Raw genomic sequence first — 26,789 nt, forward strand, 5'->3', positions numbered from 1 at the left:
AACCCCCGAGAGCCGTGCGGCTCCCTCGCTCCTGAACCGCGGCGGCGGGCCGGGCCTCCGGGCCCCGCCCGCCGCCGCGGTTCGAAATGATGACAGTGCGGTCGAGCGATGCACGAGCTTTCCCCACCCGCTTGCGGCTCGACGCGAATCGCTTACGCGAGGCGGCTGGCCAGCTCCGAGATCTTGTCGGGGCGGAAGCCCGACCAGTGCTCGTCGTCGGTCACCACCACGGGAGCCTGCAGGTAGCCGAGCTCCTTCACCGTTTCCAGCGCGGTCTCGTCCTGCGAGAGGTCGAGCACGTCGTACTCGATCCCCTTGCTGTCGAGCGCCCGGTAGGTCGCCGTGCACTGCACGCACGACGGCTTGGTGTACACCGTGATGGCCATTTCACGCCCCTCTTCCAAAACTCAGATGCCCCGCTCGGGGCACTACATATAGTGAACCACACCCACGCCAACCACAAGATGCAGTAGTTACAACGCTGTAGTTTTCCACTTTATTTCCACGGATCAGGGGTGCGGCTTGGGGAGAACTTTCGGCGGAGTTCCGCCCCTCGCAGGGGGTTATCCACAGGCGGTGAGCGGCGAAAGTTTTTTCCCTCACACCTCCTCCCCGGCGTGTCGCGCGAGGCCCTCTTGACACGCGCGCCGAACTCGCGCAGCACCCCTCGCCGGGCCGCACGATCGGCCCGCCTCAGAGCGCGATCGGCCACAGCAGCTCCCTTCCGTCGGGCTGGAACCAGCGCAGCACCAGCATGGCGTCGGGCGACTGCGCGGCCGGCGACCCGCCCGCCCCGCGCACCACCACCCGCAACCGCTCGTCGGGATACACCGTGCGAGGCAGCGACAGGCCGAGCATGCCGCCGCCCGCGAGGGCGAAGCGCACCGAGTGCAGCGGCCCGTCGCCGCACTGCTCGACCTCGATCACCCCGCTCGCCGACCGCGCGACCACGCGCCACGGCACCTGCACCGCACCGCCCGCCTCGGCGCGCACCGCCTGAGCGGCGTGCCGGCTCGCAGGCTGGCGCCCGCGCGGGGACTGCTGCAGCCGGGTGCTCAAGCGGAAGGGGTTCATGCCCACACGCTAGACCGCACCACCGACATTGATAGGCTGCGCGTGTGCTGCGCAGCCGGACTGAGCGCGCCGCGGCCTAGACGTGGTGGTAGGGCCGCCCCGCCGAGATCTCCTGCGCCCGATACAGCTGCTCGGCGAGGATCAGGCGCACGAGCTGGTGCGGGAACACCAGCTTCGACAGGCTCCAGACGAAGTCGGCGCGCTCGCGCACGCGATCCGACACCCCGTACGCACCCCCGATCACGACCGTCACCGTGCGGCCCGAGTCGAACGCGCCCCGCAGCGCGGAGGCGAGCGCCGGCGAGTCGACGTTGCGCCCGCGCTCGTCGAGCAGCACCAGGAACGCGTCGCGATCCACCTTCGCGAGGATGCGCTCCGACTCCTCGGCCCGCGCCGCATCCCCCTCGCGCGACGAGTGCGGCAGCAACTGCCAGCTCGCGTCGAACGGCTTGCGCAGCCGCTTCTCGTAGCGGTCGATGCCGTCGGCGACCCACGCCTCGTGACGCTTGCCGACCGCGAGGATCCTGATGCTCACCGCACTCTCCTCGCATCGAGGTACTCGGAGATGCGGCCGATCGCCTCCGTGAGCACCGGCACCGAGGGCAGCGTCACGAAGCGCAGGTGGTCGGTGGTGGGCAGGTTGAAACCGCGCCCGTGGGTCACGAGCACGTGCGTCGCGCGCAGCAGGTCGATCACGAAGCGCTGATCGTCGTCGATCGGGTAGACCTCGGGATCGAGCCGCGGGAACAGGTACATCGCACCGCCGGGCCGCTCGCAACTCACCCCCGGGATCCCCGTCAGCAGCCGGTGCGCGGCCTCCCGCTGCTCTCTGAGCCGCCCTCCCGGCGCGCACAGCTCGGCGATGCCCGACCAGTTCGACTCGGCGGCGAGCGCCACCGGGATCGCGTACTGCGCGGGCACGCTCGCGCACATGCGCATGTTCGCGAGCAGGGTGAGCCCCTCGAGGAAGTCGCGGGCCGGCGCGCGGTCGCCCGAGACCGTCACCCAGCCCGAGCGGTACCCCGCGATGCGCTGCGCCTTCGAGAGGCCGCTGAACGTGAGGCAGAGCGTGTCGCGCACGTGCAGGGCCGCGTGCTCGTGCACGGCGCCGTCGTAGAGGATGCGCTCGTAGATCTCGTCGGCCATGAGCACGAGGCCGTGGCGCTCGGCGAGGGCGGCGAAGCCGCGCACGAGCTCGGCCGAGTAGACCGCGCCCGTGGGGTTGTTCGGATTGATGAGCACGATGCCCTTGGTGCGCGGAGTGATGAGGCGCTCGATCGCCTCGAGGTCGGGCATCCACCCGTTCGTCTCGTCGCAGGGGTAGTGCACGGCGAGACCGCCGGCGAGCGTGACCTGCGCGGTCCAGAGCGGGTAGTCGGGGGCGGGCACCAGGATCTCGTCGCCGTCATCGACGAGCGCCTGCAGCACGAGCGAGATCATCTCGCTCACGCCGTTGCCGATGAACACGTCGTCGGGGCCGACGCCGACGACGCCCTCCTCGGCGTAGTAGCGGGCCACGGCCTCGCGCGCGGGGAGGATGCCCCGCGAATCGCTGTAGCCCTGGGCGGCGGGCAGGATGCGACGCAGCTCCTCGACGATCTCGGGCGGCGCATCGAAGCCGAACGGTGCCGGGTTGCCGATGTTGAGCTTGAGGATGCGGTGCCCCTCGCGCTCGAGCCGCTCGGCCTCCTGCAGGATCGGGCCGCGCACGTCGTAGCGAACGCCTGCCAACTTGCTGGACTGGGTGATGGGGCGCACGGGGAAATCCTACTCTCCGAGCCCCGAAGCCTCGCGTTCGGCGGCGTGCGGGCGGATACTGGGAGGGTGGAGGCGGCGGTGGGGTTCGAGGCGGCGCGAGCCGGCGATGCGGCGCAGATCGCAGCGCTCGTGCGGGCCGCCTATGAGCCCTACGTATCGCGCATCGGGCGCGAGCCCGCGCCCATGCGCACCGACTACGCGGCCGCCGTCGAGGCGGGCGGGGTGCTCGTGGCGCGGCTCGAGGGGAGGATCCTCGGGGTGCTCGTGACGGAGGCGCGCCCGGATCATCTGCTCGTCGAGAACGTCGCCGTCGCGCCCGAGGCCCGGGGGCTCGGGATCGGGGCCACGCTGCTCGAGCGCGCCGACGAGGAGGCGCGCTCGCTCGGCCTCGTCGAGACGAGGCTCTACACGAACGCGAGGATGACGGAGAACCTCGCCTACTATCCGCGGCGCGGATTCCGGGAGGTGGAGCGCCGCACGGAGGACGGCTTCGACCGGGTCTACTTCGCTCGACCCGTCGCCGACCGCGCGGGGTGAGGGCGGTCCGCCGATCCGCGGCTCGGACATCGGCGCCCCGGGGCGGATCTCGGCCGTGATCAGCTCTGCTGGGCGTAGAGCTCGGCGTAGGCGCCGCCGCGCAGCAGCAGCTCGCGGTGCGTGCCCTGCTCGAGGATGCGACCCGCCCCGACCACGTAGATGCGGTCGGCGTCGACGACCGTGGAGAGCCGGTGAGCGATCGCGATCGTGGTGCGCCCGCTGCGGGCGTCGTCGAGCGCGCGCTGCACCGCGCGCTCGTTCACGGTGTCGAGCGCACTGGTCGCCTCGTCGAGCACGAGCACGCGGGGGTTCTTGAGCAGCACGCGCGCGATCGCGATGCGCTGCTTCTCGCCGCCGGAGAGGCGGTAGCCGCGCTCGCCCACGACGGTGTCGTAGCCGTCGGCGAAGCCCACGATGGTGTCGTGGATGTTGGCGAGCCTCGCGGCCGCCTCCAACTCGTGCTGCGAGGCATCGGGCTTCGCGTAGCGCAGGTTCGCCGCGATCGACGCGTGGAAGAGGTAGGGCTCCTGCGTGACCACCCCGATGCGGTCGACGAGCGCCTCGTGGCGCAGCTCTCGCACGTCGTCGCCCGCGTAGCGCACGGCGCCCTCGCTCGCGTCGTAGAGCCGCGGGATCAGCGACCCGATCGTGGTCTTGCCCGAACCCGACGCTCCGACGAATGCGACGAACTCGCCGGGTTGCACGTGGAACGAGACGTCGTCGAGCGTGAGCCGCTCCTGCGCGCCCGCGTCGGGGTACCGGAACGAGACCCGCTCGAACTCGACCCGCCCCGCGAGGCCGGGCGCATCGGAGGGCTCGCGCGCGTCGGGGGCGTCGGTGATCGCGGGGTCGAGGTCGAGGTACTCGAAGATGCGGGCGAAGAGCGCCTTCGACGTCTGGAGGTCGAGCGCGATGCGCATGAGCGCCATGAGCGGGAAGAGCAGCCGCGACTGCACCGTGGTGAACGCGACGATCGTGCCCGCCGTGATGCCGGGGTCGAAGCCCTCGCCCTGCCCGCGGGCGATGATCCAGCCCGAGACGAGGTAGACGATGGCGGGCACGGCCGACAGGAACACCTACACGAGCGCGAAGAACACCTGACCGCTCATGGCCTGCCGCACCTGCAGGTCGATCTGCCTGCCGTTCTCGGCGGCGTAGCGCTCGGTCTCGGCCCGCTGCCGCGAGTAGGTCTTGGCGAGCAGCACGCCCGAGACCGAGAGGGCCTCCTGCGTGATGGCCGTCATCTCGGAGAGCGACTCCTGGGTGCGGCCCGCGATGCGGGCGCGGATCTGCCCGACCCGTCGCTGCGCGATCACGAGGATCGGCATCAGCACGACCGCGATGAGGGTGAGCTGCCAGCTGAGCAGCACCATCGCGACCGCCGCCGCGATCACGGTCACGGTGTTGCCGATGATGTTGGCGACGGTGTTGGTGAGTACGTTGGAGACCCCGCCCACGTCGTTCTGCAGACGCGACTGGATCACACCCGTCTTGGTGCGGGTGAAGAAGCCGAGCTCCATCGACTGCAGGTGCGCGAACAGCCGCACGCGCAGGTCGCCCATCACCCGGTTGCCGACGCGCGCCGTGAAGAGGGTCTGCACGATGCCGATGGCCGACGACAGCACGAAGGCCGCGATCATGCCGGCCACCAGCCACGAGAGCACCCCGATGTTCGGAGAGCCGTCGGGCGGGAACAGCCCCTCGTCGAAGACGCGCTGGGTGAGCAGCGGCGGCAGGATGCCGAGCCCCGCCGAGACCAGCACGAGCACGATGATCACCGACAGCTGCCAGCGGTAGGGTGCGAAGAGCGCCGCGATGCGCGGCCCGAGGTCGGTGATCTGCGGGGCCGCCTCGTTGATCTCGCGCTGGCGCTCGGCGTCGCCGGCGGACACGCGCGATCCGCGCCCGCTTGCCATACCACCGCCCATGCTCATGTTTCGGAGACTACCCGCAACCTCCGACATTCGAGCGCCGCGTACGCTGCGGGCGCACACGCCCACACGCGCCGCAGCGGTCGGCGCACGGCCCGACCGCGGTTCCCTGCCCTACGACCCGCACTCCACCAGCTGGTCGACCGGCATCCACGGCGACGTCGTACCGGGCCCCGCCCACCAGAAGCCCGGAGTCTGCACCCGGAGTTCGATCAGCCCCGCGCGGCCGGCGTTGTACTCCGCGACAGAGGCGGCAGAGGCGTCGATGGGGAACGACGCCGTCCAGGAGTGGGGCTCCCAGAGAGCGGCGCGAGAGAGAATGCCGTGCCAGGCGACCCACGGGTAGCGAAGATCGGGAGCGCCGTCGAGCAGCGGGTCGACGATCGGCGTCGTGCCCGCGGGCGCCCGGTGCCTCGCGAAGACCACCCCGTACTCCGAGAGCGTGCCGTCGAGGCGGGCGGTCGCCTCGCCCGCAGGCATCGCCGCGCAGAGCTCCGGAACGCTCAGCTCGGACACGACGATCGGACCGGTCCCGCCGCACTGCGCGACCGGGACGGGCGTCCAGGGGCCGGCGGCGGCGTCGGTGACGAGCCGCGCCTCGGGAGGTGCGGCTCCGCCGACGAGCGCGGCGAGCGCGGGCAGCGCCTGCGACGACCAGTTCCGGTCGCCCCCGGTCACCGCCGCCGCTGCTCCGCCGCCCAGCTCGGCGGGGAAGCGCAGTTCGACCGTCCCCGGCGCGCTCGACCGCCCGGAGACGACGTACTGCCCGGCGTCGACGTCGGGGGTGAAGCACTCGGCTCCCGGGAGGAGCCCATCATTCGGCGGCTCCGGATCAACCGGATCGACCGGATCGACCGGATCGGTCGGGCCGACCGGATCGGGAGGCACCACCGAGGGCTCCGGGGGGACGGGCGTGGCGCGTTCGCCCGGATCCGGCTGCGGCACCGCGGCCGACGGCGGGTCGACGGCGATGAGCGGCACGGGCGTTTCGCCGGTGCGCGACGGTGCTACCGGTTCGAACTCCGCCGCCGGCCCGGATCCGCCCGCGTCGTGGCCTTCCGAGCCGGCCTCGGCGGGGTCGACCTCGCGATCCCGGGGCGCGGCCTCGATCGGGGCAGCGCCTCCCGCGTCGCGGTCGCTCAGGGAGTTCAGCAGCAGGACGCCGCCGGCCGCAGCCGCGACGAGCGCTACCGAGGCCACCGCGATGGTCGCGATGGTCGCTCCGCCGAACCCGGCCCCGGCTCTGCCGGAGGCGCCTCCGGACAAGCCGCCGATGCCGGGGGCGCTCCCGACTGCCGCCGCTGCTACGGCCGAGACGCCGGTGCCTGCCGCGAGCGCGGAGGCGAACGCGGCCGCGGAGCCGACACCGAGCACCACCACCGACAGCACGAGGGCGAGCTGGCTATTGAGCGCCTGGAACTCCGCGTCCACCGCGGCGCACGCCTCGCAGGAGCCGAGATGCGCCGCGACCTCGCGTCTCCGCTTCGCGGTGAGCCTGCCGCGCCGGTAGCTCTGCAGGCGTTGCCGCACCGTGCGGCAGGCGACGTCGGCGACCTCCATGTCGGCGTGAGACTCCACCCACGCCGCCTGCAGCCCCTCCCGCGCGCGAGCCGCGAGCGCCGAGACGCCGTTCGCCGAGAGCCCGAGCATCGGTGCGACCTCACGCGGCGGGAGCCCCTCGACCACGGTGTACCAGAGCACGGTGCGCCAACGCTCGGGCAGCGCGGCGAAGGCGCGGGCTGCAGCGTCGCGGTCGAACGCCTCGTCTTCCCACGGGCCGGCACCGCTGAGGGCGGGGATCGCTTCGAGATCGGCGACGGCGTGCTCCGGAGAGCGGAAGGCGTCTGCCGCGAGCGAGGAGATCACCCGGTAGAGGTACGGACGGAACGCACCGGTGGGTCCGCGCCCCTCTCGGACGAGCTCGAAGATCTTCAGATACGCGCCGGCGACGAGGTCGTCGGAGTCGAGGGAGGGGGCGATGCTCCTGGCGGCAGCATGACCGGCACGACGATGGCGGTTCCACAGCTCGGCGAACGCCCCGCCGTCACCGTCACGGCTGAGGGAGATCAGCTCGGAATCCGAGCGCGCTCGCCGATGCTCGCCAATCACCAAAGCCCCCGCGGATTGCGGAAGCACGGCGTATTCCCAGCGCCGGCCACCCAGACAAGCCCCCAGCGCCGGAATCGGCGCTCGGGTCCCCACTTCGATTATCCGCGAAACCACCTGAAAGTTCGACCCGCGCAGCACTCGCAGAAAAAACTTTGTCAAACGCGCGTCACATTTCACGGCTTCGCCCGTCTTCATACGTGCCCGGCTTCTGCACTCGCTTCCCCCAGAAGTATTCCCAAGTGCGGAAGTCGGGCTTCGAGCGCCGGAAGCGCTCGAATCGCCATGAAGGGGGCAAGGTATGCGGGTCAACGGACTCGACTCGAAGGATCGGAACCGGGCGAGGCGGCGCAGCGCGACGCGCCTGCTCGCCGCTGCACTCTCCGCGCTGCTGTTCGGCGGCGCTTTCGCGCTCGGCGGCCAGCTGCCGCCGGCGACCGCAGCCGAGGGGGCCTCGATCCTCATCAGCAAAACGGTGAACGGCGGAAAAGAGGCGCGCGATCTGCGCCCCGGCGACTCGGTCACCTACCGCGTCGAGTTCCTCGCGAACGACGAGGACGCCGACGGCCCCGCGGTCGTGGTCGACGCGCTGCCCGCCGCCTTCGCCGGCTGGCAGATCAGCGACCTCGTCGCGAGCTTCAACAATCAGCGCACCGGCGTCACCCTCGACCTGCCGGGTGTCGCGTCGGGCGATTCCCCGGCGCTCCCGGCGAGCGGCGCACTTCCGAGCAACCCGGCCGAACTGCAGATCACCGTGGGCGTCGCGCTGCCGGTGCAGGCCGGCACCGGCAACACCGGCGGAACCGGCATCCCCACCGGCGCGCAGGGAGTGCTCGAGTACACGATCACCGTTCCGAGCGATCTCTCGCCGAACGATCCGGTGCTGCGCACCGATCTGACCAACACCGCGACGTTCACCGCGATGTCCGGCACGAGGCCGCTCGAGACCTCGTCGAGCGCGATCATCGAGATCGACAACCCCGTCGTGATCGACGTGGCGCCGGCGAAGAGCTGGAGCCCCGCCGGGCAGAGCTACGAGCCGGGCGCCGCCTCGACCGTCACCATCGGCGCGACGCAGGCGTCGAACGTCCCGGCCGGCGCCCTTCGGCTGCAGGATCCCGCCGACCCGGCGCTCGCACCCGACGGGGCGAGCGAACTCCCCGCCGGCAACCCCTTCAACTTCGTCGACTTCGCCGGCTTCACCGCGCCCGCGGATCCCACGAGCACCCGGCCCGCCGGCGCGGATGCCACCGACGTCGAGGTCTACCGCTTCACCGGCGCATCCTGGAACTGGGTGACCTGGACCGCGGGCATCCCGAACTCCGAGATCGCAGGTGTGCGCACGGCCTACACCTCCACCGACGCCGCCATCGCCCCCGGCGCCTCGGTGTCGCAGGCCTTCTCGGTCACGCAGCGCGAGACGAACCGCAGCAGCGGCGCGAACATCTCAACCGGCTGGACCTCGACCAACACCGTGCTCGCGACGGTGGAGGCCCCGGGTCAGCCGCCGGTCTCGAAGCCCGCGGAGGCCGACTTCGAGGTCGCCCCCGAGGCGATCTCGGTCGACGCGCAGAAGCGGTTCTTCGCGCTCCCCGACGGCACGGAGACCACCGCGCTCGCAGACGTCACCGCCGGCGAGACGGTGGGCGTGGTGTTCCGCGCCATCAACCCCGAGGCGCCTCGGAGCACCACCCTCGACACCCTGACGATCGCCGAACCGGGCACGGGCTCCGATGCCCGCTTCCTCGGCGACGATCTCATCTTCGACGGCTTCGACAACAGCGACCTCGATGCAGTCTGGCCCAACGGCGCGACCTCGGCCGAGATCGTCTGGTTCCACGACGGCGGCCCCACCACGGTATCCGTGGCGCAGGGCGATCCCCTCCCCGCCCCTCCGGCCGGCGAGACCATCACCGGGTTCACCATCGTCTACTCCGGGCAGATCTCGACGAACACCGCCGCAGAGGTGCGCTACCGGATCCAGACCAACTCCGACGAGAGCTTCGTCGCGCCCGGCGCGAGGACCGATCCGATGCCGAACGTCATCGACGTGACCGGCACGAAGGCCGGCCTGCCCGACGCCACCGACGAGGCGAGCGCGACGCTCTCGCTCGTCGCGCCCCGGATCGACGTCACGATCGACAAGCGCGTCGGCCCCGGCACCGTGCTCCCCGGTCAGAACGTCGTCGTGCAGCTCGACACCGAGGTGGCGACGGGCGGGGGCCGCACCAAGCCCACGGAGATCGTCGTCGAAGACGCCTGGGGCGGTGCCGGCACCTTCTGGGACGCCTTCGACGCGAAGCAGATCCTTCCCCCCATCAGCCGCCCGCTCAACTCGGCCGAGCCGGCGGGGCAGGCCGATCTCGAGATCTACACCCGCGACGCCGACGGCAACTGGTCGCCGACCCCGCTCGTCACCAACCCCGCCGAGGACGAGGCCTACGACCTGCCCGCCGGCATCACCGGCGTGCGTTTCGTCTACACGAACGACAACGGCCTCTCGCAGAAGACCTACGTCAAGCCGAACCTCTCGTTCACCTCGCGCCCCACGCTCCGCAGCGACGACTCGCAGCCGACCGCGACCGACTTCCTCGCCGTCGAGCGCTATGAGAACACCGCCTCGGCGACCGGCACCGGCGAGCTCGACGACCGCGTCGTCACGGGAGCGGACACCGACGACGAGACCGTCGGCATCCGCGGCTCCCGCGACAACGGGCCGGAACCCGGCACGGGCATGTGGGCGGCCAAGGCCTGGGCCGACGATGTGCTCACCTCGCAGTCGGGCGCCCGCACCTCGACCACGCAGCGCTGGGCCTCGACCGAGCCCGGCTACACGACGGTCGAGCTGCAGGATCCTCAGAACCCCACCGCGAGCGGCGAAGGCACCGTGTTCGAGGCGTTCAACCTCACCCACGTGCGCCCGATCCGCACCGGCGGATCGGCGGGAGACGGCACGGTCGACCCCCGCCTCGTCTGGGACGTCGTCACCGACGTGCAGCTCTTCGACGGCACCGCCTGGACGAGCGTGACCCCGGTGCCGGGCGGCAGCTGGATGGACGCGAACGGCTTCAAGGGGTACACCCTCACCCCGGCGCAGCAGCTCAGCACCCTCGGGGTGCGCCTCGTGCTCGCCGAGAACACCGCAGCGCGTGAGGCCGCCAGCCAGGCCGGCGACCTCACGGCCCCCGCAGTCGGCACCGGCGTCTCCGCCTCCGCAGACATCCGCGCCTTCCGCCTCGACTGGCAGCTGCGCGAGCGCGCACGCACCGCCGACAGCTCGGTGAAGTGGGTGAAGGAGCACGACACGGCCTTCAACTGCGTCGACGCCGCCGACGGCTGCATCGAGAACGTCTTCACCGCCACGGGTATCCGCAGCGATACGACGTCGGACTCCTACACCGCTTCCGACACCATCCAGGTGCTCGACGGCAAGACGAACGTCGACCTCGTGAAGCAGGTGCAGCCCATCGACGCCGCGAGCGGCGCCCCCCACCGGCGCACCGACGGCGAGCATCGGCATGACCGTGCCGAACCCGGGCGAGCTCGACCCGAGCGACTACCCGCGTGCGCGGTACACGCTCACCGCGTCGAACGCCTCGACCTCCGAGCCCGGCGCGAAGGGCGCGATGCAGCTCGCGAAGATCCGCATCACGGACACCCAGAAGCCGAACAGCCCCGCCGCCATCGACGAGAGCCAGTTCACCGGCCGCGACTACGCGGCGGAGGTCGCCGGCCCGAAGAACCACTTCGACACCTTCACCCTCACGGGAGTGAGCTTCGGCACCCTGCCCGCGTACATCGACACCGCCCAGAGCGAGGTCGAGGTCTGGGTCTACGACGGCACGCCGGCCGGCGTGCAGGAGGTGTTCACACTTGACCAGGTGCTCAGCGGAGACCCGGCGTTCACGGCGCTGCTCCCCGATGTGATCGGCATCGCGACCACGTTCTCCGGAACCGATCCCGAGCAGAACGGCAACCGCATCCCCGCGGGCGCCGAACTGGTCATGCACCTCGACATGCAGCTCCGCGAGGACTCCCGCCTCACCGGCGATCCGATCGAGGGCGGCGACCTCGTGTCGGTCGTCACCGTGCCGAACCTCGCGGTCGCCCGCGGCTGGGATGCCGTGGTCGCCCCCGAGACGCAGCCGAGCGACACCGCGCAAGCCGCCGTCGATCTCCGAGAAGCCGCCGTGCAGGTGGGCCTTCGGAAGACCGTCTCCGTGCAGCACGGCGCGTCCAGCAGCGGCACGATCATCGAGACCTCGCCGTCGGATCCCGTGCAGGTCGCGCTCACCGCGAACTCGAACGGGTCCACCGCGCCGCTGAACACGCTGCGCATCGAGGACGACACCGAGTCCTTCTGGAAGCGCTTCGAGTTCGTATCGTTCGGTGCGCTCACCGCGCCGAAGGATGCCGACACCGCGGGACTGCAGGTGCAGGTCGGGGGCACCTGGGTGCCGTTCGACGTCTTCACCGGCGACCCGGGCTCGATCACCGGCGTCGCGGTCGACTTCTCGCGGGCGGCCGGCAACGGCCTCTTCCCGCAGGGGGCGAGCTCGTGGAACGCCTCGTGGGGCACCGCCGTGCTGCCCTTCACCGTGCGCCTGCGCGCGGACGCCGAGGTCGACTGGTCGGGCGACCTCGAGCAGAACACCGCGATCGTCGTGGCGGACAACCGCGAATACGGCAGCGCAAACGACGACGCCGATGCGGAGGTGACGTTCGGCCCCGGCACCCACTCGCTGCGGGTCAGCAAGCGCGCCCCGAACGACACCGGCACCCACCAGGTGGAGCCGCTCGTGAACATGCCCTGGCAGCTCGTCTTCACGAATACCGGCACGGGCTACCTGCCGATAACGAGCGTCACCGACGCGCTCCCCTCCACGCTCGAGTGGGACGGCGAGCAGCCGACCTTCACGAGCGCGCCCGGTGCGAGCGGCAAGGCGGGGCTGAGCTCCGACCCCGCCGATGTCACCATCTCGCGTTCGGATGACGGCGATTCGCTGGTGTTCACCTGGCCCGCGGGTTCCCGCATGGAGCCCGGCGAGACGATGACCATCGGCCTCGGGCTGGCCCTTCAGCCCGTGCCCACGGGCACGCAGGCGCAGAACACCGTCACCGTCGAGACCGGCGTGCCGCTCGCGGTGTGCCAGCAGCCGAACGACTTCGGGCAGCAACCGCCCGCGCCGGTCGAGGCCTACCGCTGCTCGAACACGAACTTCGTGCAGCCGCGTGCGGGGACCGTCGTCGGCGCGGCCAAGACCGTGAACGGCGAGCATCTCGACACGCTCGGCGAGAACCTCGTGAACGGCGCGCTCGACGTGCGCACCGGCGACGAGTGCCTGCCGACCAGCTACCGCCCCGTCGGATCCGGCTACACGCGCAATCCCTGCGCGTCGTACACCGCCGTGGGGGCGACCGACACCTGGAAGCTGCAGCACTTCAACACCGGCACGAACCCGCTCTCGCACATGACGATCGTCGACATGATGCCGACCGTCGGCGACAAGATGCTCGCTGGAGGGGCCGCTCGCGGGTCGACATTCCGTCCCGTGCTCGTCGGTGAGGATCTCGCCGATGTGTTCCGCTTCTCCGGTCTGCCGGCCGGCGCCACGACCACTGTCGAGGTGACGTCGAACCCCGCGGCGTGCGTCGGCGACGTGCCGGGCGCATCTCTCTGGGTGTCCGACCCGACCTGCTCGGACACCGCGACGAATCCGGCGAACGTGTGGACGCCTCTCGAGGCGTACACCGGCGCTGTCGCAGACATCGCGGGGATCCGCGTCGACATCGACATGGCCGCGTCGCCGCTCGCACCGGCGGGCGAGGTCACCATCGAGTTCGAGACGGTGAACCGCGTGGTCGATGCCTCGGCACAGGGCCTCCGCGCGGCGCTCGATCAGTACGCGACGCCGCAGTTCGCCTGGAACCAGAACGGTGTCATCGCCTGGGACACCTCGGGCAACCGGGTGAACCTGCCGTCGACGCCGCAGCGTGCGGGCGTCACGGTGAAGACCGCACCGCTCGTCATCTCGAAGGAGGTCGCCGGACCCGGCGCCGCGAACGCGCCCGAGGAGTTCCCCGTCGCGCTCTCGTGCACCGTTCCGAGCGGGGTGGCCGATCCCGCGCGGGTCGCGCTCGACCTCGGCGACTCGGCGACGGTGATGGTGCCGAAGAACGGTTCGGCCACCGTGCCCGGCCTGCCCATCGGCACCGATTGCACGGCGTCCGAAGCCGGCGCCCTCGGCGCGCACGGCGAGACCGGGCGCTCGATCGAGGCCGGTCCGGGGGTCTCCCCGGCGACCGACGGGCTGAGCGCGGAGGTCCGCATCCGCGAGCAGGCCGACGGCGAGACGCACCTCCGATTCGGCAACACGTACACGCTCGGCGGCATCGTCGTGGAGAAGTCGGTGCTCAGCGCCGACGAGCACCCCGTCGGAGACGACCGCCGCTCGGCAGAGTACTCCTTCGAGCTCGTCTGCGAGGCCAACGGGCTGGACGAGCCGATCACCAAGCGGTTCGCCCTGCGCGCGGGCGAACGGCACGCCGAGTCCGAGCTCCCCGAGGGTGCGCGCTGCACGCTCACCGAGACCGGTGACGGCGGCGCGAAGTCGAGCTCCATCACCGTGTCGGGCGAGGAGACCGCCGGCACGAATCGCGAGGGGATCGTCGTCGCAGCCGGCGGCACGACCGCGCTCGTCTCGAACGTGTTCGACGGGGTGCCCCCGGTGAGCCCGACCGAGGACCCGGCCCAGCGCCCGGACGACGCCCTCTCGACCACGGGCGCCGATCTCGGGGCGCTCGTCGCCGCCGTCGTCGCGCTCCTCGCGGCGGGCGCCGCGGGGAGCGTGCTCGCCGGGCGACGCCGGAAGCAGGCCGACGTCTGATCCGATCCGTCGAGACGCCGCAGCGGCGGTCGCCCTCCGGGGCGGCCGCCGCTGCGGCGTCTGAGCCCCGCGCGCGCTGCACAGCGCGCTGCCGGAGCCGAAGGCCTACTCCCCCGAGCGCTCGATCGCGCGCTCGAGCCGTTCGAGCTTCGCGTCGAGCTCGCCCTCGAAGCCGGGCCTGATGTCGGCCTTGATCACGAGCGACACCCGCGAGCCGAAGGGCAGCACGGCCTCAGTGGCGCGTTTGACCACGTCGAAGACCTCGTCCCACTCCCCCTCGACCTCGGTGAACATGCTGCTGGTGCGGTGCGGCAGCCCGGAGGCGCGCACCACCTTCACGGCCTCGGCGACGGCGTCGGACACCGAGGCGCCGGCCTGGCCGGTGCCGCTCGGGGCGACGGAGAATGCGACGATCATGTGCTTGCCTTCCTGCAGTGACGAGCGGGCCGTTCGGCCCTCATCCGAGTATCGCAGGAGCCCCTCACCGCTCGACCGGCAGCCGCACGCCGCCGGTGCGGGCCGGGCGCGGCGCGAAGAGCAGGGCGATGAGCGCGCCGATCACGATCACGCCCATCGGCATGAGGATCGACTCGCCCATGGCCGCGGCGAAACCGTCGTGCAGCGCCGCCGGGAGCGCGCCGGATCCCCCGCCGCCCTCAGTACCCGCGCCGCCGGCCGCATCGGCGACCTCAGGCCCCAGCTTGGCAGCGATCCGCGATCCCATGAACGCCGCCATCGCGGCCGATCCGAGCACCGCGCCCACCTGACGGCTGGTGTTGTAGACGCCGGAACCGGCGCCGGCGAGCTGCTGCGAGAGCCCGAACGTGGTGATCGACGCCAACGGGCCCCACATGAAGGCGTTGCCGAAGCCGAGCACGGCGCTCGGGATCAGCAGCAGCCAGATCGGCGTCTCGGGTCGGGCCATGAAGAAGTAGCACGCGAGACCTACCGCGACGAGCAGCAGGCCGAGCACGGGCAGGAGACGCGGGTCGCGGCGGTCGATGAGCCGCCCCACCGGGCGCGCCAGCACGATCGAGAGCACCGCCATCGGCACCATCATGAGGGCGGACTGCGTGGGCGTGAGCCCCTGCACGAGCTGCAGGTAGAGCATCAGCGGCAGCGACATGCCCGTGACCGAGAAGCCGACCGTCACGATGACCGCCGAACCGACCGAGAAGTTGCGGTCGCGGAAGATCTCGAGCGGGATCAGCGGCTCGCCGCGCTGCCGCCACTGCCACAGCACGAACAGCGCCAGCACCACCGCACCCGCGATGATGAGGCTCCAGACCGTGACGGGCCCCCAGATCACACCCCAGTCGAAGCTCTCGCCCTCCTGAATGCCGAAGACGAGCAGGAACATGCCGAGCGCGCTCAGCAGCACCCCCAGCCAGTCGAAGCGGTGCGCGTTGGTGGGCAGCACCGGCACGAAGCGCATGGCGAGCACGAACGCGATCACGCCGACGGGCACGTTGATGAAGAAGATCCACTCCCAGCCCCAGGCGTCGACGAGGAATCCGCCGAGGATCGGGCCGACGAGCGTCGCCGCGCCCGCGGTGACGCCCCACACGGCCATCGCGGCGCCGCGCTCGCGCGGCGGGAAGATGCGGGTGATCACCGCCATCGTCTGCGGCGTCATGAGCGAGGCGCCGAGGCCCTGGAAGACGCGGGCGGCGATGAGGGTCTCGACGCCGTCGGCCAGCCCGCAGGCGAGCGAGGAGAGCGTGAACACGGTGAGCCCGACGAGGTAGACGCGGCGCGGGCCGAAGCGGTCGCCGAGGCGGCCCGTGATGAGCAGCGGCACCGCGTAGGCGAGCAGGTAGGCGCTGGTGGCCCACAGCGTCGCGACCATGGTGGTGTCGAGACCGCGCATGATCGACGGGTTGGCCACCGACACGATCGTCGTGTCGACGAGGATCATGAAGAAGCCGAGCACGAGCGACCACAGGGCCGGCCACGGCCTGATCTCGGGAGTGTTCGAGGGCTGAGCGCTGTTCACCCGGCAAGCCTACTCCCGCCCTCCGACACGCACGCGGGGCGCGCCTCGGAGGGCGGGGTGGGCAGGGCGGCCCCCGTTCGGTAGCGTCGAGGCATGACTGCAGCAGGCGCGCCCCTTCCCGCCCCCCGGATCCCGATCGCCCCGGGCGTCGAGATGCCCCAGCTCGGCTACGGGCTCTACAAGGTGCCGGCCGACGACGCCGAGCGGCTGGTGGGGCTCGCGATCGACGCCGGCTACCGCCACCTCGACGGGGCGGCGTTCTACGGCAACGAGCCGGGGGTGGGGCGCGGGATCCGCAACGCCCTCGAGGCCGGCCTGAACCGCGACGAGCTGTTCGTCACCAGCAAGGTCTGGAACACCGAGCAGGGCTACGATCGCACCCTGCGCTCCTTCGACCGCACCGTCGACGAGCTCGGCCTCGAGCAGCTCGACCTCTTCCTCATCCACTGGCCCTGCCCGGCACGCGGCCTGTTCGTGGAGACCTACCGGGCGCTCGAGCGGCTGCGCTCGGAGGGCCGCGTGCGCGCCATCGGGGTGAGCAACTTCCAGATCGCGCACCTGCGGCAGCTGCTCGACGGCGCCGAGACGGTGCCCGCGGTCAACCAGGTCGAGCTGCACCCGTGGCTGCAGCAGCGCGAGCTGCGCGAGTTCCACACCGAGCACGGCATCACCACGGAGGCCTGGTCGCCGCTCGCCCGCGGCCGGCTGCTCGACGACCCGGTGCTCGCCGGGCTCGCGCGCGACGCCGGCGTCTCGGTCGCGCGACTCGTGATCCGCTGGCACCTGCAGACGGGCGGCGTCGTGATCCCCAAGGCCAGCAGCGCGTCGCGCATCGCCGAGAACGGCGACGTGTTCGACTTCGAACTCGACGCGTCGACGATGGCCGCGATCGCCGAGCTGGATCGCGGCTTCCGCAGCGGCTCGCACCCCGACGAGGTGAACTGAGGGCGGAGGCCCCGCCCGGACCGGCCCCGTACCCCGCCCGTGCCCCGCCCATGAATATGGGATCCGCCGAAGATATGGGATTCGAACTCGAATCGGTCATATCCTCGGCAGATCCCATACGGATCGCCGCCCTGTCCGTCGCGGCAGCAGGAACTACCCCTTGATCGCCTCGCTCAGCTTCACCTTCGCGCCCGTGCGCAGAATCGAGTTGCTGTAGATGCGCGCACCGATCCACAGCACGATCGCGATCGAGACGGCCAGCACGCCGAGCGAGAGCAGCGGCTCCCACCACTCCGCGGTGCCGAGGTAGAGGCGCATCGGCATGCCGATCGGAGCCGAGAACGGCACATAGCTCATGATCGCGAGCGCCTGGGGGTTGTCGTTGAAGAAGATGATCGCGAAGTAGGGCAGCATCACGAGCCACATCACCGGGCTCACGGCGGAGGCCACGTCCTCCTGCCGCGACACGAGCGTCGCCAGGGCCGCGTACATCGTGGCGAGCAGCACGAAGCCGAAGGCGAAGAGGATGCCGAACCAGATGAGCGAGGTGCCGAGCTCGCCGAGCAGCAGATCCTGCCCCGTCGCCAGCATGCCGATCGACGCCATCGCCACGATCGCGACGACCTGCGCGAGCGCCAGGATGCTGTTGCCGAGGATCTTGCCCGCGAGCATGGTGCGAGCCGAGACGGTGGCGAGCAGGATCTCGACGATGCGGGTCTGCTTCTCCTCGACCACGCTCTGCGCGATCGTGGTGCCGAAGGTGATCGCGCTCATCATGAACACGACGCCGAAGGCGATGGCGATGATGTAGGCGAGCGCCGGGTTGTCGGTCGTGGGCGCCAGCAGCTCGACCGACGGCGACGCCGAGAGCGCGCCCATCACGTCGCTCGGCGGGCTGTCCTTCGCGAGCACCGTCAGATCGACCGCGGTGTCGCCGCCCGGCACGACCGCCGCGGCGACCTCGCCGTCGAGCACGAGCTGCTCGGCGGCGGCGCGATCCTGCGCCTCCGTCACCTCGAAGCCCTCGCCGTCGAGCGGCTGCAGCACCGTCGATGCCTCGCCGACCGCGGCGACCTTCGTCGGGCCGCCGAGGCCGCCCGAGTTCGCCATGAACCCGCTGAACAGCACGCCGGCGAGCACGAAGAGCAGCAGTACGCCGCTCGACACGAGGAAGGCCTTGCTGCGCAGCTTCGTGGTGATCTCGCGCTCGGCGACGAGCCAGGCGCCCTGCGCGCCGCTCACGGGGCGGGCGCCGCTGCGGGAATGCGTCTGCGTGGTCATTGCACGACCTCCTTGAAGATCTGGGCGAGTGTGGGGGTGACGGGGCCGAACCGGCGCACGACGGATGCGGCCGCGTCGTGGCCGACCGCGCGCACGAGCACGGCCTGCGCCGCGTCGTCGCTGTCGGCGTCGAAGCGGGCGAAACCGCCGTCGAGGTGGGTGACCGCCACGCCGGGCTGCTCGCGCACCCAGCCGGCATCGGCCGCGGGACCGGCGAGCTCGATCTCAAACTCGCGCCCCGAGTGCTCGGCGCGCAGGGCCTCGCGGGAGCCGGAGGCGAGGATCTTGCCGTCGCCGATCACCACCACGTCGTCGCAGAGCCGCTCGACGATGTCGAGCTGGTGCGAGGAGAAGAGCACGGGCGCGCCCTGCGCCGCGTAGTCGCGCAGCACGCCGAGCACCACCTCGACGGCGATCGGATCGAGGCCCGAGAACGGCTCGTCGAGCACGAGGGCGACGGGCTCGTGCACGAGCGCAGCGGCGATCTGCGCGCGCTGCTGGTTGCCGAGGGAGAGGCTCTCAAGGGTGTCGTTCGCCCGCTCGCCGAGGCCGAGTCGCTCGACGAGGCCCGTCGCGGAGGCCTTCGCCGCGGAGGCGCTCATGCCGTGCAGGCGGCCGAGGTAGACGAGCTGCTCGAGCACCTTCATCTTGGGATAGAGCCCCCGCTCTTCGGGCATGTAGCCGAACCGTGCGCGATCCCCCGGTGTCAGCGGGCTGCCGTCGAGGGTCACCGTGCCCGCGTCGGCCGACAGCACCCCGAGGATGATGCGCATGGTGGTGGTCTTGCCCGCGCCGTTGCCGCCGACGAAGCCGGTCATGCGACCGCTCTCGACGCCGAAGCTCACGTCGCTGAGCACTCTGCGGTCTCCGAAACTGCGGGAGACGCCTGTGATCTCGATCATCTCGTCTCGCTCCTTTCCTGAGCTGTCTCCACGCTACGGCGGACCGCCGGCATCGCGCCTCCCCCGCCGGGCGGAACCCGCTCCGCCCCGAGGCTGACGTGCGATGTCCGAGGCTCCCCCTACCCTAGAGGCATGACAGAACACAGCGCCGCCGAGTGGGTGCGGCCCAAGCCGAGCGCCGGCAGCCTGCGAGCCGACCTCGGCCTCGCGGCGCTGCTCGCGTTCGCGGCGCTCACCACGTCACTGCTCTACCTGCGCACCGGCCTGCTCGCCGACCCGGCCGAGCCGTGGGTGTGGGCGGTCGGCCTCGGCCTCACCACCGTGCCCCTCGCCCTGCGCCGCAGCTACCCCGTGCCGGTGGCCGCCCTGGTGGCGGTCGGCTTCTTCATCTGCGGCCAGTTCGGCGTCCCCGAGATCCTCATCGTCAACATCTGCCTCTTCATCGCCCTCTACACGGTGGGGGCCTGGGAGGCCAGGGGGGTGCTCGCGGCCTGGGCCCGCATCGCCATCGGCGGCGCCCTCATCGCGTGGCTCATCCTGTCGCTCATCATCTCCTCCTCCGACACCGACGCCTTCCCCGGGCTGTCGCGCTCGGGCCTGTTCTCGGCGTACGCCACCTTCGCGGTGATCCAGCTCATCACCAACCTCATGTACTTCGGCGGGGCCTACTACTTCGGCGAGCGCTCGTGGCGCGCGGCGCGCACGCAGGCGCACCTGGAGGCGCAGGGGCGCGAACTCGAGCTCGAGCGCCAGACCAGCGCCGCACAGGCGGTCGCCCTCGACCGCCTCGGCATCGCCCGCGAACTGCACGACGTGGTCGCCCGCCACGTCTCGGTCATGGGTATCCAGGCCGCGGCGGCGAGGCGCAGCATCGAGCGCGATCCCGATCGCGCCGCCGCCGCGCTCGAGGTCGTCGAGCAGAGCGCGCACACCGCGGTCGAGGAGCTGCGGCGCCTGGTGCACACGCTGCGCACGCCCGAGGTCGAGGGCGGGTCCAGCACGGTCGGCATCGCCCAGCTCGCCACGCTCGTCTCCGAGTCGCAGAGCGCCGGCGTGCCCACCACCCTGATCATCGCCGGCGAGCCGCGGCCGCTCCCCATGCTCGTCGACGTGGCGCTCTATCGCGTGGTGCAGGAGGCCCTCACCAACGTGCGCAAGCACGCGGGGCGCGGGGCGTCCGCCGAGGTGCGGCTGCGCTTCGAGCGCGAGGCCGTCGAGGTCGAGGTGAGCGACGACGGCGTGCGCCAGCGCGCGGGAGAGCCCGCCGAGGGCTCGGGGCTCGGGCTGCGCGGCATGCGGGAGCGCATCGGCGCCGTCGGCGGCACCGTGCGGGCGGGGCGCCGCGAACCGGCGGCGGGGGCGAGCACGGGCGGCTTCATGGTGCGGGCGACGGTGCCGAACGCCGTCGGCGACGCAGCCGACGGCGTCGCACTCGACCCGGGCGAGCGCGGTGCGGGCGGCGAGGCCGCCGCGCAGGGCGGGAACGGCGGGGAAGCGCACGGAGATACGGTTCGCGAGCGCAGCGGCGGGACGCCCCTCGCCGCCGACCGAGGGGAGGTGCGCGCATGATCCGCGTGCTGCTCGTCGACGACCAGGCGCTGGTGCGCTCGGGGTTCCGCATCATCCTCGAGAGCGAGCCCGACATCGAGGTGATCGGCGAGGCCGCGAACGGCGGTGAGGCGGTCGAACTCACCGCGGAGCTGCACCCCGACGTGATCTGCATGGACGTCGAGATGCCCGAGATGAACGGCATCGAGGCGTCGCGTCGCATCCTCGGCGACCCCAGTGCAGAGGGCCCGGCCGTGCTGATCCTCACCACCTTCGGTCACGAGGCATACCTCTTCGACGCCCTCGCCGCGGGCGTGAGCGGATTCCTGCTCAAGACCTCGCGGGCCGAGCAGCTCATCGACGCCGTGCGCACGCTGGCCTCCGGGCAGGCGCTGCTCGGATCCGACGTGACGCGCGCCGTCATCGATCGGATCTCGGCCCGCGCGCCGGGCCCGGGTGGTGCAGGCAGACCAGGCGAACCGGGCTCGGCCGGTCCGGCCGACCGGGGCAGCGCATCGGACGAGGGGCGGCGCGCGACCGCCGGCGCGACCGTCGACGCCGCGGCCGCGCAGGCGCCGGCGCAGACGCAGGCACCGCCCGAGGCCGCCGCAGCGCTCGACCGCGCGGGGCTCACCGAACGGGAGCGCGAGGTGCTGTCGCTCATGGCCGAGGGCCGGTCGAACGCCGAGATCGCGAGCGAGCTGTTCCTCGGCGAGGCCACGATCAAGACCCACGTCTCGAACGTGCTGCAGAAGCTGGGAGTGCGCGATCGCATCCAGGCCGTCGTGTGGGCCCACACCCGCGGTGTCGCGCAGTCGCGCGACATCGTCTGAGCGGCGGGCACCTCGGGGGTGCACCGGTAGGCGCCGCGCCCGCCCGCATCCCGCGCTCGCGCCGCCGTGACCCAGTACCCGGGTGTCCCGAGATGCGCCCGCGCGCCGCTCCGCTCTCAGCCCGCCGTGGACGAGCGGACGACCAGCCGCGGCTGGAACACGATCTGCTCCCGCTCCGCGGTGCTGCCCGCTTCAGCCTCCTTCAGCAGCAGATCGACGGCCGTGGCGCCGATCTCGACGGCGGGCTGCCGCACCGAACTGATCGGCACCACGGCGGCGCTTGCGAAGTCGATGTCGTCGTAGCCGATCAGCGCGACGTCTTCCGGTACCCGCAGCGATCCCGTCATGACGAGCGCCTGCAGCACACCCATCGCGAGCATGTCGTTCGCCGCGAAGACGGCGTCGGGCCGCCGGTCGGCTTCCATCTGCGCCAGGAGGCCGCCGATCCTCCGCCCCTCCAGCACGCTCAGCGCCTCTGTCGGGAAGAGCTCGATCGAGGCTCCGGCGTGCTGCTCGACGATCGAACGCGCACCCGCAAGACGGTCGTCGACCTGTTCCAGGCCCTCGGGCCCGCCCACGAAGGCGATCCGGCGACGCCCCGCCTCGATCAGGTGGCGGGCGGCGATGCGTCCACCCTCGACGTCGTCGACCGACACCGACGAGAACGAGCGGTCGCTGGTGCCCCGGTCGACGAGCACGACCGGGATGCCCGCGTCCCTCAGCCGGTGCAGCTGCGTCAGCTCGGTGCGCACGGGGGAGATCAGCACGCCCGCAACGCGGTGCTCCTCGAACATGTCGAGCAGGCTCTGCTCGCGCTCGCTCGACTCGTCGCTGCCGCCCATGAGCACGGTGTAGCCGTCGTCGAGCGCCCGCCCCTGGGCGCCGTGGGCGACATCCATGAAGAAGGGGTTGCGGGTGTCGAGCACGACGAGCCCGAAGCTGCGGCTGCGTCCCGCCCTCAGCTGGCGGGCGGCGTCGTTCCGCACGAAGCCGAGGGCCTCGATGGCCTCCGTCACGCGGGCGACCGTGGCCGGGGCTACGATGCCGGGGCGGTTCAGCACGTTCGAGACGGTGCCGACCGAGACGCCGGCCTCGCGAGCAACATCTCGGATGCTGGTCGCCATCCGCTTCCCTCCCGGCTCGACGGGGCGGTTTCCGCCCGCATGGTTCCGCCAGTCTACTCCGCGGCGTCCCGGCTCTGAAACGCTTCAATAACAATCACCCGCACTTCGAAACCTCCGCTTGACGAGCTCGAAACCTGTGTGCTTCAATGCCTATTGAAACGATTCAGTTACGCCTCGGGGCGAGCCCTCTCCCGATGCAGGAAGCCGTGAATTCAATGAAGAGATCACCCGCCGACGCGCCGCTGCTCGAGCTGCGCGGCGTCACGAAGGCCTTCGGCCCCGTGGTCGCGCTGCGAGACGGCAGGATCGCGCTCGAGCCCGGTTCCATCCACGCCCTCGTCGGCGAGAACGGCGCCGGCAAGTCCACCCTGGTGAAGATCATCGCCGGCCTCTACCGCCGCGACGGGGGCGACATCACCCTGGCCGGCGATTCCGTCGACTTCGCATCGACCGCCGAGGCGAAGAACGCGGGGATCGCGGTCATCTACCAGGAGCCCACGCTCTTCCCCGATCTCTCGGTCACGGAGAACATCTTCATGGGCCGGCAGCCCCGCGGCCGCTTCGGACGCATCGATCGGACGCGCATGTGCTCGGAGGTCGAATCGCTGTTCGCCCGCCTGGGGGTCACGATGGACCCGGACCGCACGGCGGACGGCCTCTCGATCGCCGACCAGCAGATGATCGAGATCGCCAAGGCCATCTCGCTCGACGCACGCGTGCTCATCATGGACGAGCCGACGGCGGCGCTCTCGGGCGTCGAGGTGGATCGCCTCTTCCAAGTCGCGAGGGCGCTTCGCGACGAGGGCCGCGCCCTCGTGTTCATCTCGCACCGCTTCGACGAGGTCTTCGCGCTCTGCGACACCATCACCGTGATGCGCGACGGCAGCTACGTCTCGACGCGGCCGATCTCCGAGACGACACCCGACGGAGTGGTCGCCGAGATGGTGGGCCGCGAGATCACCGAGCTGTTCCCCAAGTTCGAGACCGAGGTCGGCGAGCCGCTGCTCGTGGTCGAGGGGCTCACCTCCCCGGGCGTGTTCAACGACATCAGCTTCACCGTGCGAGCGGGCGAGATCGTCGGCCTCGCCGGACTCGTCGGCGCCGGCCGCAGCGAAGTCGTCCGCGCCGTGTTCGGCGTGGACGGCTACCGCAACGGCAGCGTCCGCGTAGCCGGTCGGGCGGTGCCCAAAGGGCGGCCCACGGCCGCGATGCGCGCGGGCCTCGCCCTCGTGCCGGAGGACCGGCGCAAGCAGGGCCTGGTGCTCGAGGAGAGCGTCGCCCGCAACACCGCTTCGGTGATCCTCGACTCGATCGCCAGGCTGGGCCTCGTGACGACCTCCGCCGAGCATCGGGCGGCCCGTCCGTGGTCGGAGCAGCTCGCGGTCAAGGCCAACGCGATGAGCACGCTCGCGGGCACCCTGTCGGGCGGCAACCAGCAGAAGGTCGTGCTGGGCAAGTGGCTCGCCACCGATCCCCGGGTGCTGATCATCGATGAGCCCACCCGGGGGATCGACGTCGGCACCAAATCGGAGGTGCACCGGTTGCTGTCCACTCTCGCCAGCCGGGGCATGGGCGTGCTCATGATCTCGAGCGAGCTGCCCGAGGTGCTCGGCATGGCCGACCGCATCGTGGTGATGCGCGAGGGGCGGGTCACCGCCACCATGGACCGCGAGAGCGCCACGCAGGAGAACGTGATGCGCGCCGCAACGCAGAGCACCACCGACGGAACGGAGCCTCAGGCATGAGCACCACCACTCCGGCCCCGACGCGACCGGCGGCCTCGAAGCCGAACGCGCTCGGCACGGCGTTCGGCAGACTGTCCCGCGCCAGGGAGGCGAGCATCGTGCTCGCCGTCATCCTCGTCATCGTCGCCGCCACGGTCAAGAACCCCAGCTTCCTCTTCTCGCCCGACGGATATCGCGATCTCTGGCTCACGCCCTCGATGCTCATGCTCGTCGCCGTCGGCCAGGCCGTCGTGCTGATCACGCGCAACGTCGATCTCTCGGTCGGGTCGGTGCTCGGGCTCAGCGCCTATCTCACCGGTCGACTGTTCATCGACCTGCCCGGCATCCCGATGCTCGCCGTGATCGTGATCGCCATCGTCTTCGGAGGCCTGCTCGGACTCGTGAACGGGGCTCTCGTCGCATTCGCGAAGGTGCCCGCGCTCGTGATCACGCTCGGCACGATGTACGCGTTCCGCGGCGTCAACGTGCTCTGGACGGGATCCGACCGCATCAACGCGTCGGACATGCCGCGCGAGTTCCTCCGCCTCGGCACCGCGCAGGTGCTGAGCATCCCGGTGCTCACGCTGGTCGCCGTCGTCGTGCTGATCGCCGTCGCCTGGTGGATGCGCAACAATCGCGCTGGACGCGAGTGCTACGCCATCGGCTCCGACCCCGCGGCCGCCGAGCTTTACGGCCTGCCGGTGGTGAAACGCGTGCTCACCGCCTTCGTGCTCTCGGGCGCTCTCGCGGGCTTCGCCGGCGTGCTGTACGCAGCCCGCTACGGCACCATCAATTCGCAGGCCGGTTCGGGCTGGGAGCTCGAGGCGGTGGGCGCCGCGGTGATCGGCGGGGTGGCCATCTTCGGAGGTGTGGGATCGGTGTGGGGCGCGGCGATCGGCGCAGCGCTGCTCATGACCATCAACCGGGCGCTGCCGGTGCTCGGCGTCCCCGACTTCTGGCAGCGCGCCGTCGTCGGCGCTCTCATCATCGGCGCGATCGTGCTCGATCGAGTGCTCGCCGTCAGACAGCATCGCAAACTCATCGAGGGACGGGAGACTGGGCGATGAGCACCATCACGGCACCCACCACCACGGGCCTGCGCCCGATCGCCGAATACGATCGGCCACTCTGGCAGCGCGTGCTGCTGACGCGAGAAACGACCATGATCGCGCTGTTCGCGCTCGTGGTGCTGCTCGCCGCGATCCTCGTGCCGAACTTCGGCAGCAAGATCACCATGACCTACCTGCTGCTCGACATGTTCCCGATCCTCATCATCGCGCTGCCGATGACCGCGATCATCGTCACGGGGGAGATCGACCTCTCCGTCGCGAGTGTGGTGGGGTTCTCGAGCGTGCTCACCGGCGTGCTCACCCAGGCCGGAGTGCCGTTCGGGATCACGATCGTGCTGGCGCTCCTCGCCGGCGTGCTCTGCGGCGCGCTCAACGGCTTCCTCGTGACGGTCGTCGGGCTGCCCTCCCTCGCGGTCACGATCGGCACGCTCGCCCTGTACCGCGGGCTCGCCGTGGGCCTGCTCGGCACGACGGCCGTCACCGATTTCCCCGAGTTCTGGACCTCGCTCGCCAAGGCGAAGATCGGCGACACGGGCGTCCCCGTCGTCGTGATCCTCTTCGCGCTGCTCGCCGCGGCCTTCACCATCATGCTGCACTTCACCCGCTTCGGCAGAGGCGTCTTCGCGATCGGCCTGTCCTCCGAGGCGGCCCGTTTCTCCGGCATCGACGTCGGACGCACCAAGCTGATCCTCTTCGTGCTCAGCGGCGCCGTGGCCGCGCTCGCCGGCATCTACTACACCCTGCGCTACGGTAGCGCCCGCGGCGACAACGCGACCGGCATGGAGATGCAGGTCATCGCGGCGGTGCTGCTGGGCGGCGTCTCGATCTTCGGCGGGCGCGGAGCGCTGCACGGCGTCATCGCCGGGGTGCTGCTCATCGGAGTGCTCGGCAGCGCACTGCGCCTCGCCAACATCACGTCCGACGTCATCAACATCATCACCGGCGCCCTGCTGATCGCCGCCGTCGTCTCGTCGAGCGTCTTCGCCGCGCTGCGCAATCGCCGCAGACCCGGCTCCAGACTGCGGGTGGCCGGCGCGCCGACCGGATCCGAATGACCCTACGACCCCAGCACC

At 71.2% G+C, this 26,789-nt stretch carries 19 protein-coding genes and 1 pseudogene; 9 read left to right on the forward strand and 11 right to left on the reverse strand.

The features are described from left to right. Positions 1-152 precede the first annotated feature (152 nt). From nrdH to Leucomu_RS14225, 4 genes are all read right to left on the reverse strand, one after another. The gene (gene nrdH, locus Leucomu_RS14210) at positions 153-386 is read right to left on the reverse strand and encodes a glutaredoxin-like protein NrdH (RefSeq protein WP_017883938.1); all 234 of its coding nucleotides are present in this window, start codon (positions 384-386) and stop codon (positions 153-155) included. A 307-nt stretch (positions 387-693) separates the two neighbouring features. Next, positions 694-1,074, reverse strand: a complete 381-nt coding sequence (locus Leucomu_RS14215; protein WP_128387617.1) for a hypothetical protein — start codon at positions 1,072-1,074, stop codon at positions 694-696. Positions 1,075-1,150: 76 nt separating this feature from the next. After that, positions 1,151-1,609, reverse strand: coding sequence for a 23S rRNA (pseudouridine(1915)-N(3))-methyltransferase RlmH (gene rlmH / locus Leucomu_RS14220; RefSeq protein WP_194294560.1), 459 nt, complete (start codon positions 1,607-1,609; stop codon positions 1,151-1,153). Further along, the gene (locus tag Leucomu_RS14225; protein WP_128387618.1) at positions 1,606-2,832 is read right to left on the reverse strand and encodes a pyridoxal phosphate-dependent aminotransferase; all 1,227 of its coding nucleotides are present in this window, start codon (positions 2,830-2,832) and stop codon (positions 1,606-1,608) included. Before Leucomu_RS14225 ends, rlmH begins: the two co-directional genes overlap by 4 nt. Before the next feature lie 66 nt (positions 2,833-2,898). Between Leucomu_RS14225 and Leucomu_RS14230 the strand changes: the two genes are divergently transcribed. Further along, on the forward strand, positions 2,899-3,369 hold the full coding sequence (locus Leucomu_RS14230) for a GNAT family N-acetyltransferase (RefSeq protein WP_228407122.1): 471 nt from the start codon (positions 2,899-2,901) through the stop codon (positions 3,367-3,369). A gap of 59 nt (positions 3,370-3,428) precedes the next feature. Here the strand turns inward: Leucomu_RS14230 and Leucomu_RS14235 are convergent. Together Leucomu_RS14235 and Leucomu_RS14240 are read right to left on the reverse strand one after the other, a co-directional pair. Continuing rightward, a pseudogene (locus tag Leucomu_RS14235) lies at positions 3,429-5,297 on the reverse strand (ABC transporter ATP-binding protein). A 117-nt stretch (positions 5,298-5,414) separates the two neighbouring features. Beyond that, positions 5,415-7,409, reverse strand: coding sequence for a sigma-70 family RNA polymerase sigma factor (locus Leucomu_RS14240; protein WP_164884577.1), 1,995 nt, complete (start codon positions 7,407-7,409; stop codon positions 5,415-5,417). Between the two features lie 298 nt (positions 7,410-7,707). On the opposite strand from Leucomu_RS14240, the gene Leucomu_RS14245 reads away from it, so the two are divergent. After that, positions 7,708-11,283, forward strand: coding sequence for a hypothetical protein (locus tag Leucomu_RS14245; protein WP_164884578.1), 3,576 nt, complete (start codon positions 7,708-7,710; stop codon positions 11,281-11,283). 1,918 nt (positions 11,284-13,201) lie between these two features. Continuing rightward, positions 13,202-14,293: a DUF5979 domain-containing protein gene (locus Leucomu_RS15625; protein ID WP_228407389.1), complete on the forward strand. Its 1,092-nt coding sequence runs from the start codon at positions 13,202-13,204 to the stop codon at positions 14,291-14,293. Between the two features lie 105 nt (positions 14,294-14,398). Here the strand turns inward: Leucomu_RS15625 and Leucomu_RS14250 are convergent, their stop codons facing one another. Both Leucomu_RS14250 and Leucomu_RS14255 read right to left on the reverse strand, forming a co-directional pair. Continuing rightward, a complete protein-coding gene (locus Leucomu_RS14250) occupies positions 14,399-14,710 on the reverse strand; it encodes an MTH1187 family thiamine-binding protein (RefSeq protein ID WP_128387621.1) in 312 nt (103 codons plus the stop codon). Positions 14,711-14,774: 64 nt separating this feature from the next. Continuing rightward, positions 14,775-16,211, reverse strand: a complete 1,437-nt coding sequence (locus Leucomu_RS14255; RefSeq protein ID WP_267128503.1) for a DHA2 family efflux MFS transporter permease subunit — start codon at positions 16,209-16,211, stop codon at positions 14,775-14,777. Between the two features lie 171 nt (positions 16,212-16,382). Between Leucomu_RS14255 and Leucomu_RS14260 the strand changes: the two genes are divergently transcribed. Then, a complete protein-coding gene (locus Leucomu_RS14260) occupies positions 16,383-17,234 on the forward strand; it encodes an aldo/keto reductase (RefSeq protein WP_128387623.1) in 852 nt (283 codons plus the stop codon). Positions 17,235-17,387: 153 nt separating this feature from the next. Here Leucomu_RS14260 and Leucomu_RS14265 read toward each other — a convergent pair whose 3' ends face one another. Together Leucomu_RS14265 and Leucomu_RS14270 are read right to left on the reverse strand one after the other, a co-directional pair. Beyond that, positions 17,388-18,515 (reverse strand): ABC transporter permease, encoded by a 1,128-nt coding sequence (locus tag Leucomu_RS14265; RefSeq protein WP_128387624.1) that lies wholly within the window; start codon positions 18,513-18,515, stop codon positions 17,388-17,390. Beyond that, complete coding sequence (locus tag Leucomu_RS14270; RefSeq protein ID WP_017883950.1) at positions 18,512-19,417, reverse strand: ABC transporter ATP-binding protein; 906 nt, start codon at positions 19,415-19,417, stop codon at positions 18,512-18,514. The genes Leucomu_RS14265 and Leucomu_RS14270 overlap by 4 nt, the downstream gene beginning before the upstream one ends. Before the next feature lie 132 nt (positions 19,418-19,549). On the opposite strand from Leucomu_RS14270, the gene Leucomu_RS14275 reads away from it, so the two are divergent. Both Leucomu_RS14275 and Leucomu_RS14280 read left to right on the forward strand, forming a co-directional pair. Continuing rightward, positions 19,550-20,986, forward strand: coding sequence for a sensor histidine kinase (locus tag Leucomu_RS14275; RefSeq protein WP_128387625.1), 1,437 nt, complete (start codon positions 19,550-19,552; stop codon positions 20,984-20,986). Beyond that, the gene (locus Leucomu_RS14280; RefSeq protein ID WP_128387626.1) at positions 20,983-21,798 is read left to right on the forward strand and encodes a response regulator transcription factor; all 816 of its coding nucleotides are present in this window, start codon (positions 20,983-20,985) and stop codon (positions 21,796-21,798) included. Before Leucomu_RS14275 ends, Leucomu_RS14280 begins: the two co-directional genes overlap by 4 nt. Positions 21,799-21,914: 116 nt before the next feature. Here the strand turns inward: Leucomu_RS14280 and Leucomu_RS14285 are convergent, their stop codons facing one another. Further along, positions 21,915-22,922 carry a LacI family DNA-binding transcriptional regulator gene (locus Leucomu_RS14285; RefSeq protein ID WP_128387627.1) on the reverse strand — a complete coding sequence of 336 codons (1,008 nt, stop codon included), beginning with the start codon at positions 22,920-22,922 and terminating at the stop codon, positions 21,915-21,917. Between the two features lie 215 nt (positions 22,923-23,137). On the opposite strand from Leucomu_RS14285, the gene Leucomu_RS14290 reads away from it, so the two are divergent. Genes Leucomu_RS14290 through Leucomu_RS14300 form a run of 3 tightly spaced genes read left to right on the forward strand, consistent with a single transcriptional unit; the run spans position 23,138 to position 26,771 of the window. Beyond that, positions 23,138-24,667 (forward strand): sugar ABC transporter ATP-binding protein, encoded by a 1,530-nt coding sequence (locus Leucomu_RS14290; protein WP_128387628.1) that lies wholly within the window; start codon positions 23,138-23,140, stop codon positions 24,665-24,667. Next, positions 24,664-25,713 (forward strand): ABC transporter permease, encoded by a 1,050-nt coding sequence (locus Leucomu_RS14295; RefSeq protein WP_128387629.1) that lies wholly within the window; start codon positions 24,664-24,666, stop codon positions 25,711-25,713. Before Leucomu_RS14290 ends, Leucomu_RS14295 begins: the two co-directional genes overlap by 4 nt. Further along, entirely contained in the window at positions 25,710-26,771 is a 1,062-nt protein-coding gene (locus tag Leucomu_RS14300; RefSeq protein WP_017883956.1) for an ABC transporter permease, read from the forward strand. The genes Leucomu_RS14295 and Leucomu_RS14300 overlap by 4 nt, the downstream gene beginning before the upstream one ends. The last annotated feature ends 18 nt before the right edge of the window (positions 26,772-26,789 follow it).

The organism is Leucobacter muris (genome assembly GCF_004028235.1).
GTDB classification, from domain to species: domain Bacteria; phylum Actinomycetota; class Actinomycetes; order Actinomycetales; family Microbacteriaceae; genus Leucobacter; species Leucobacter muris.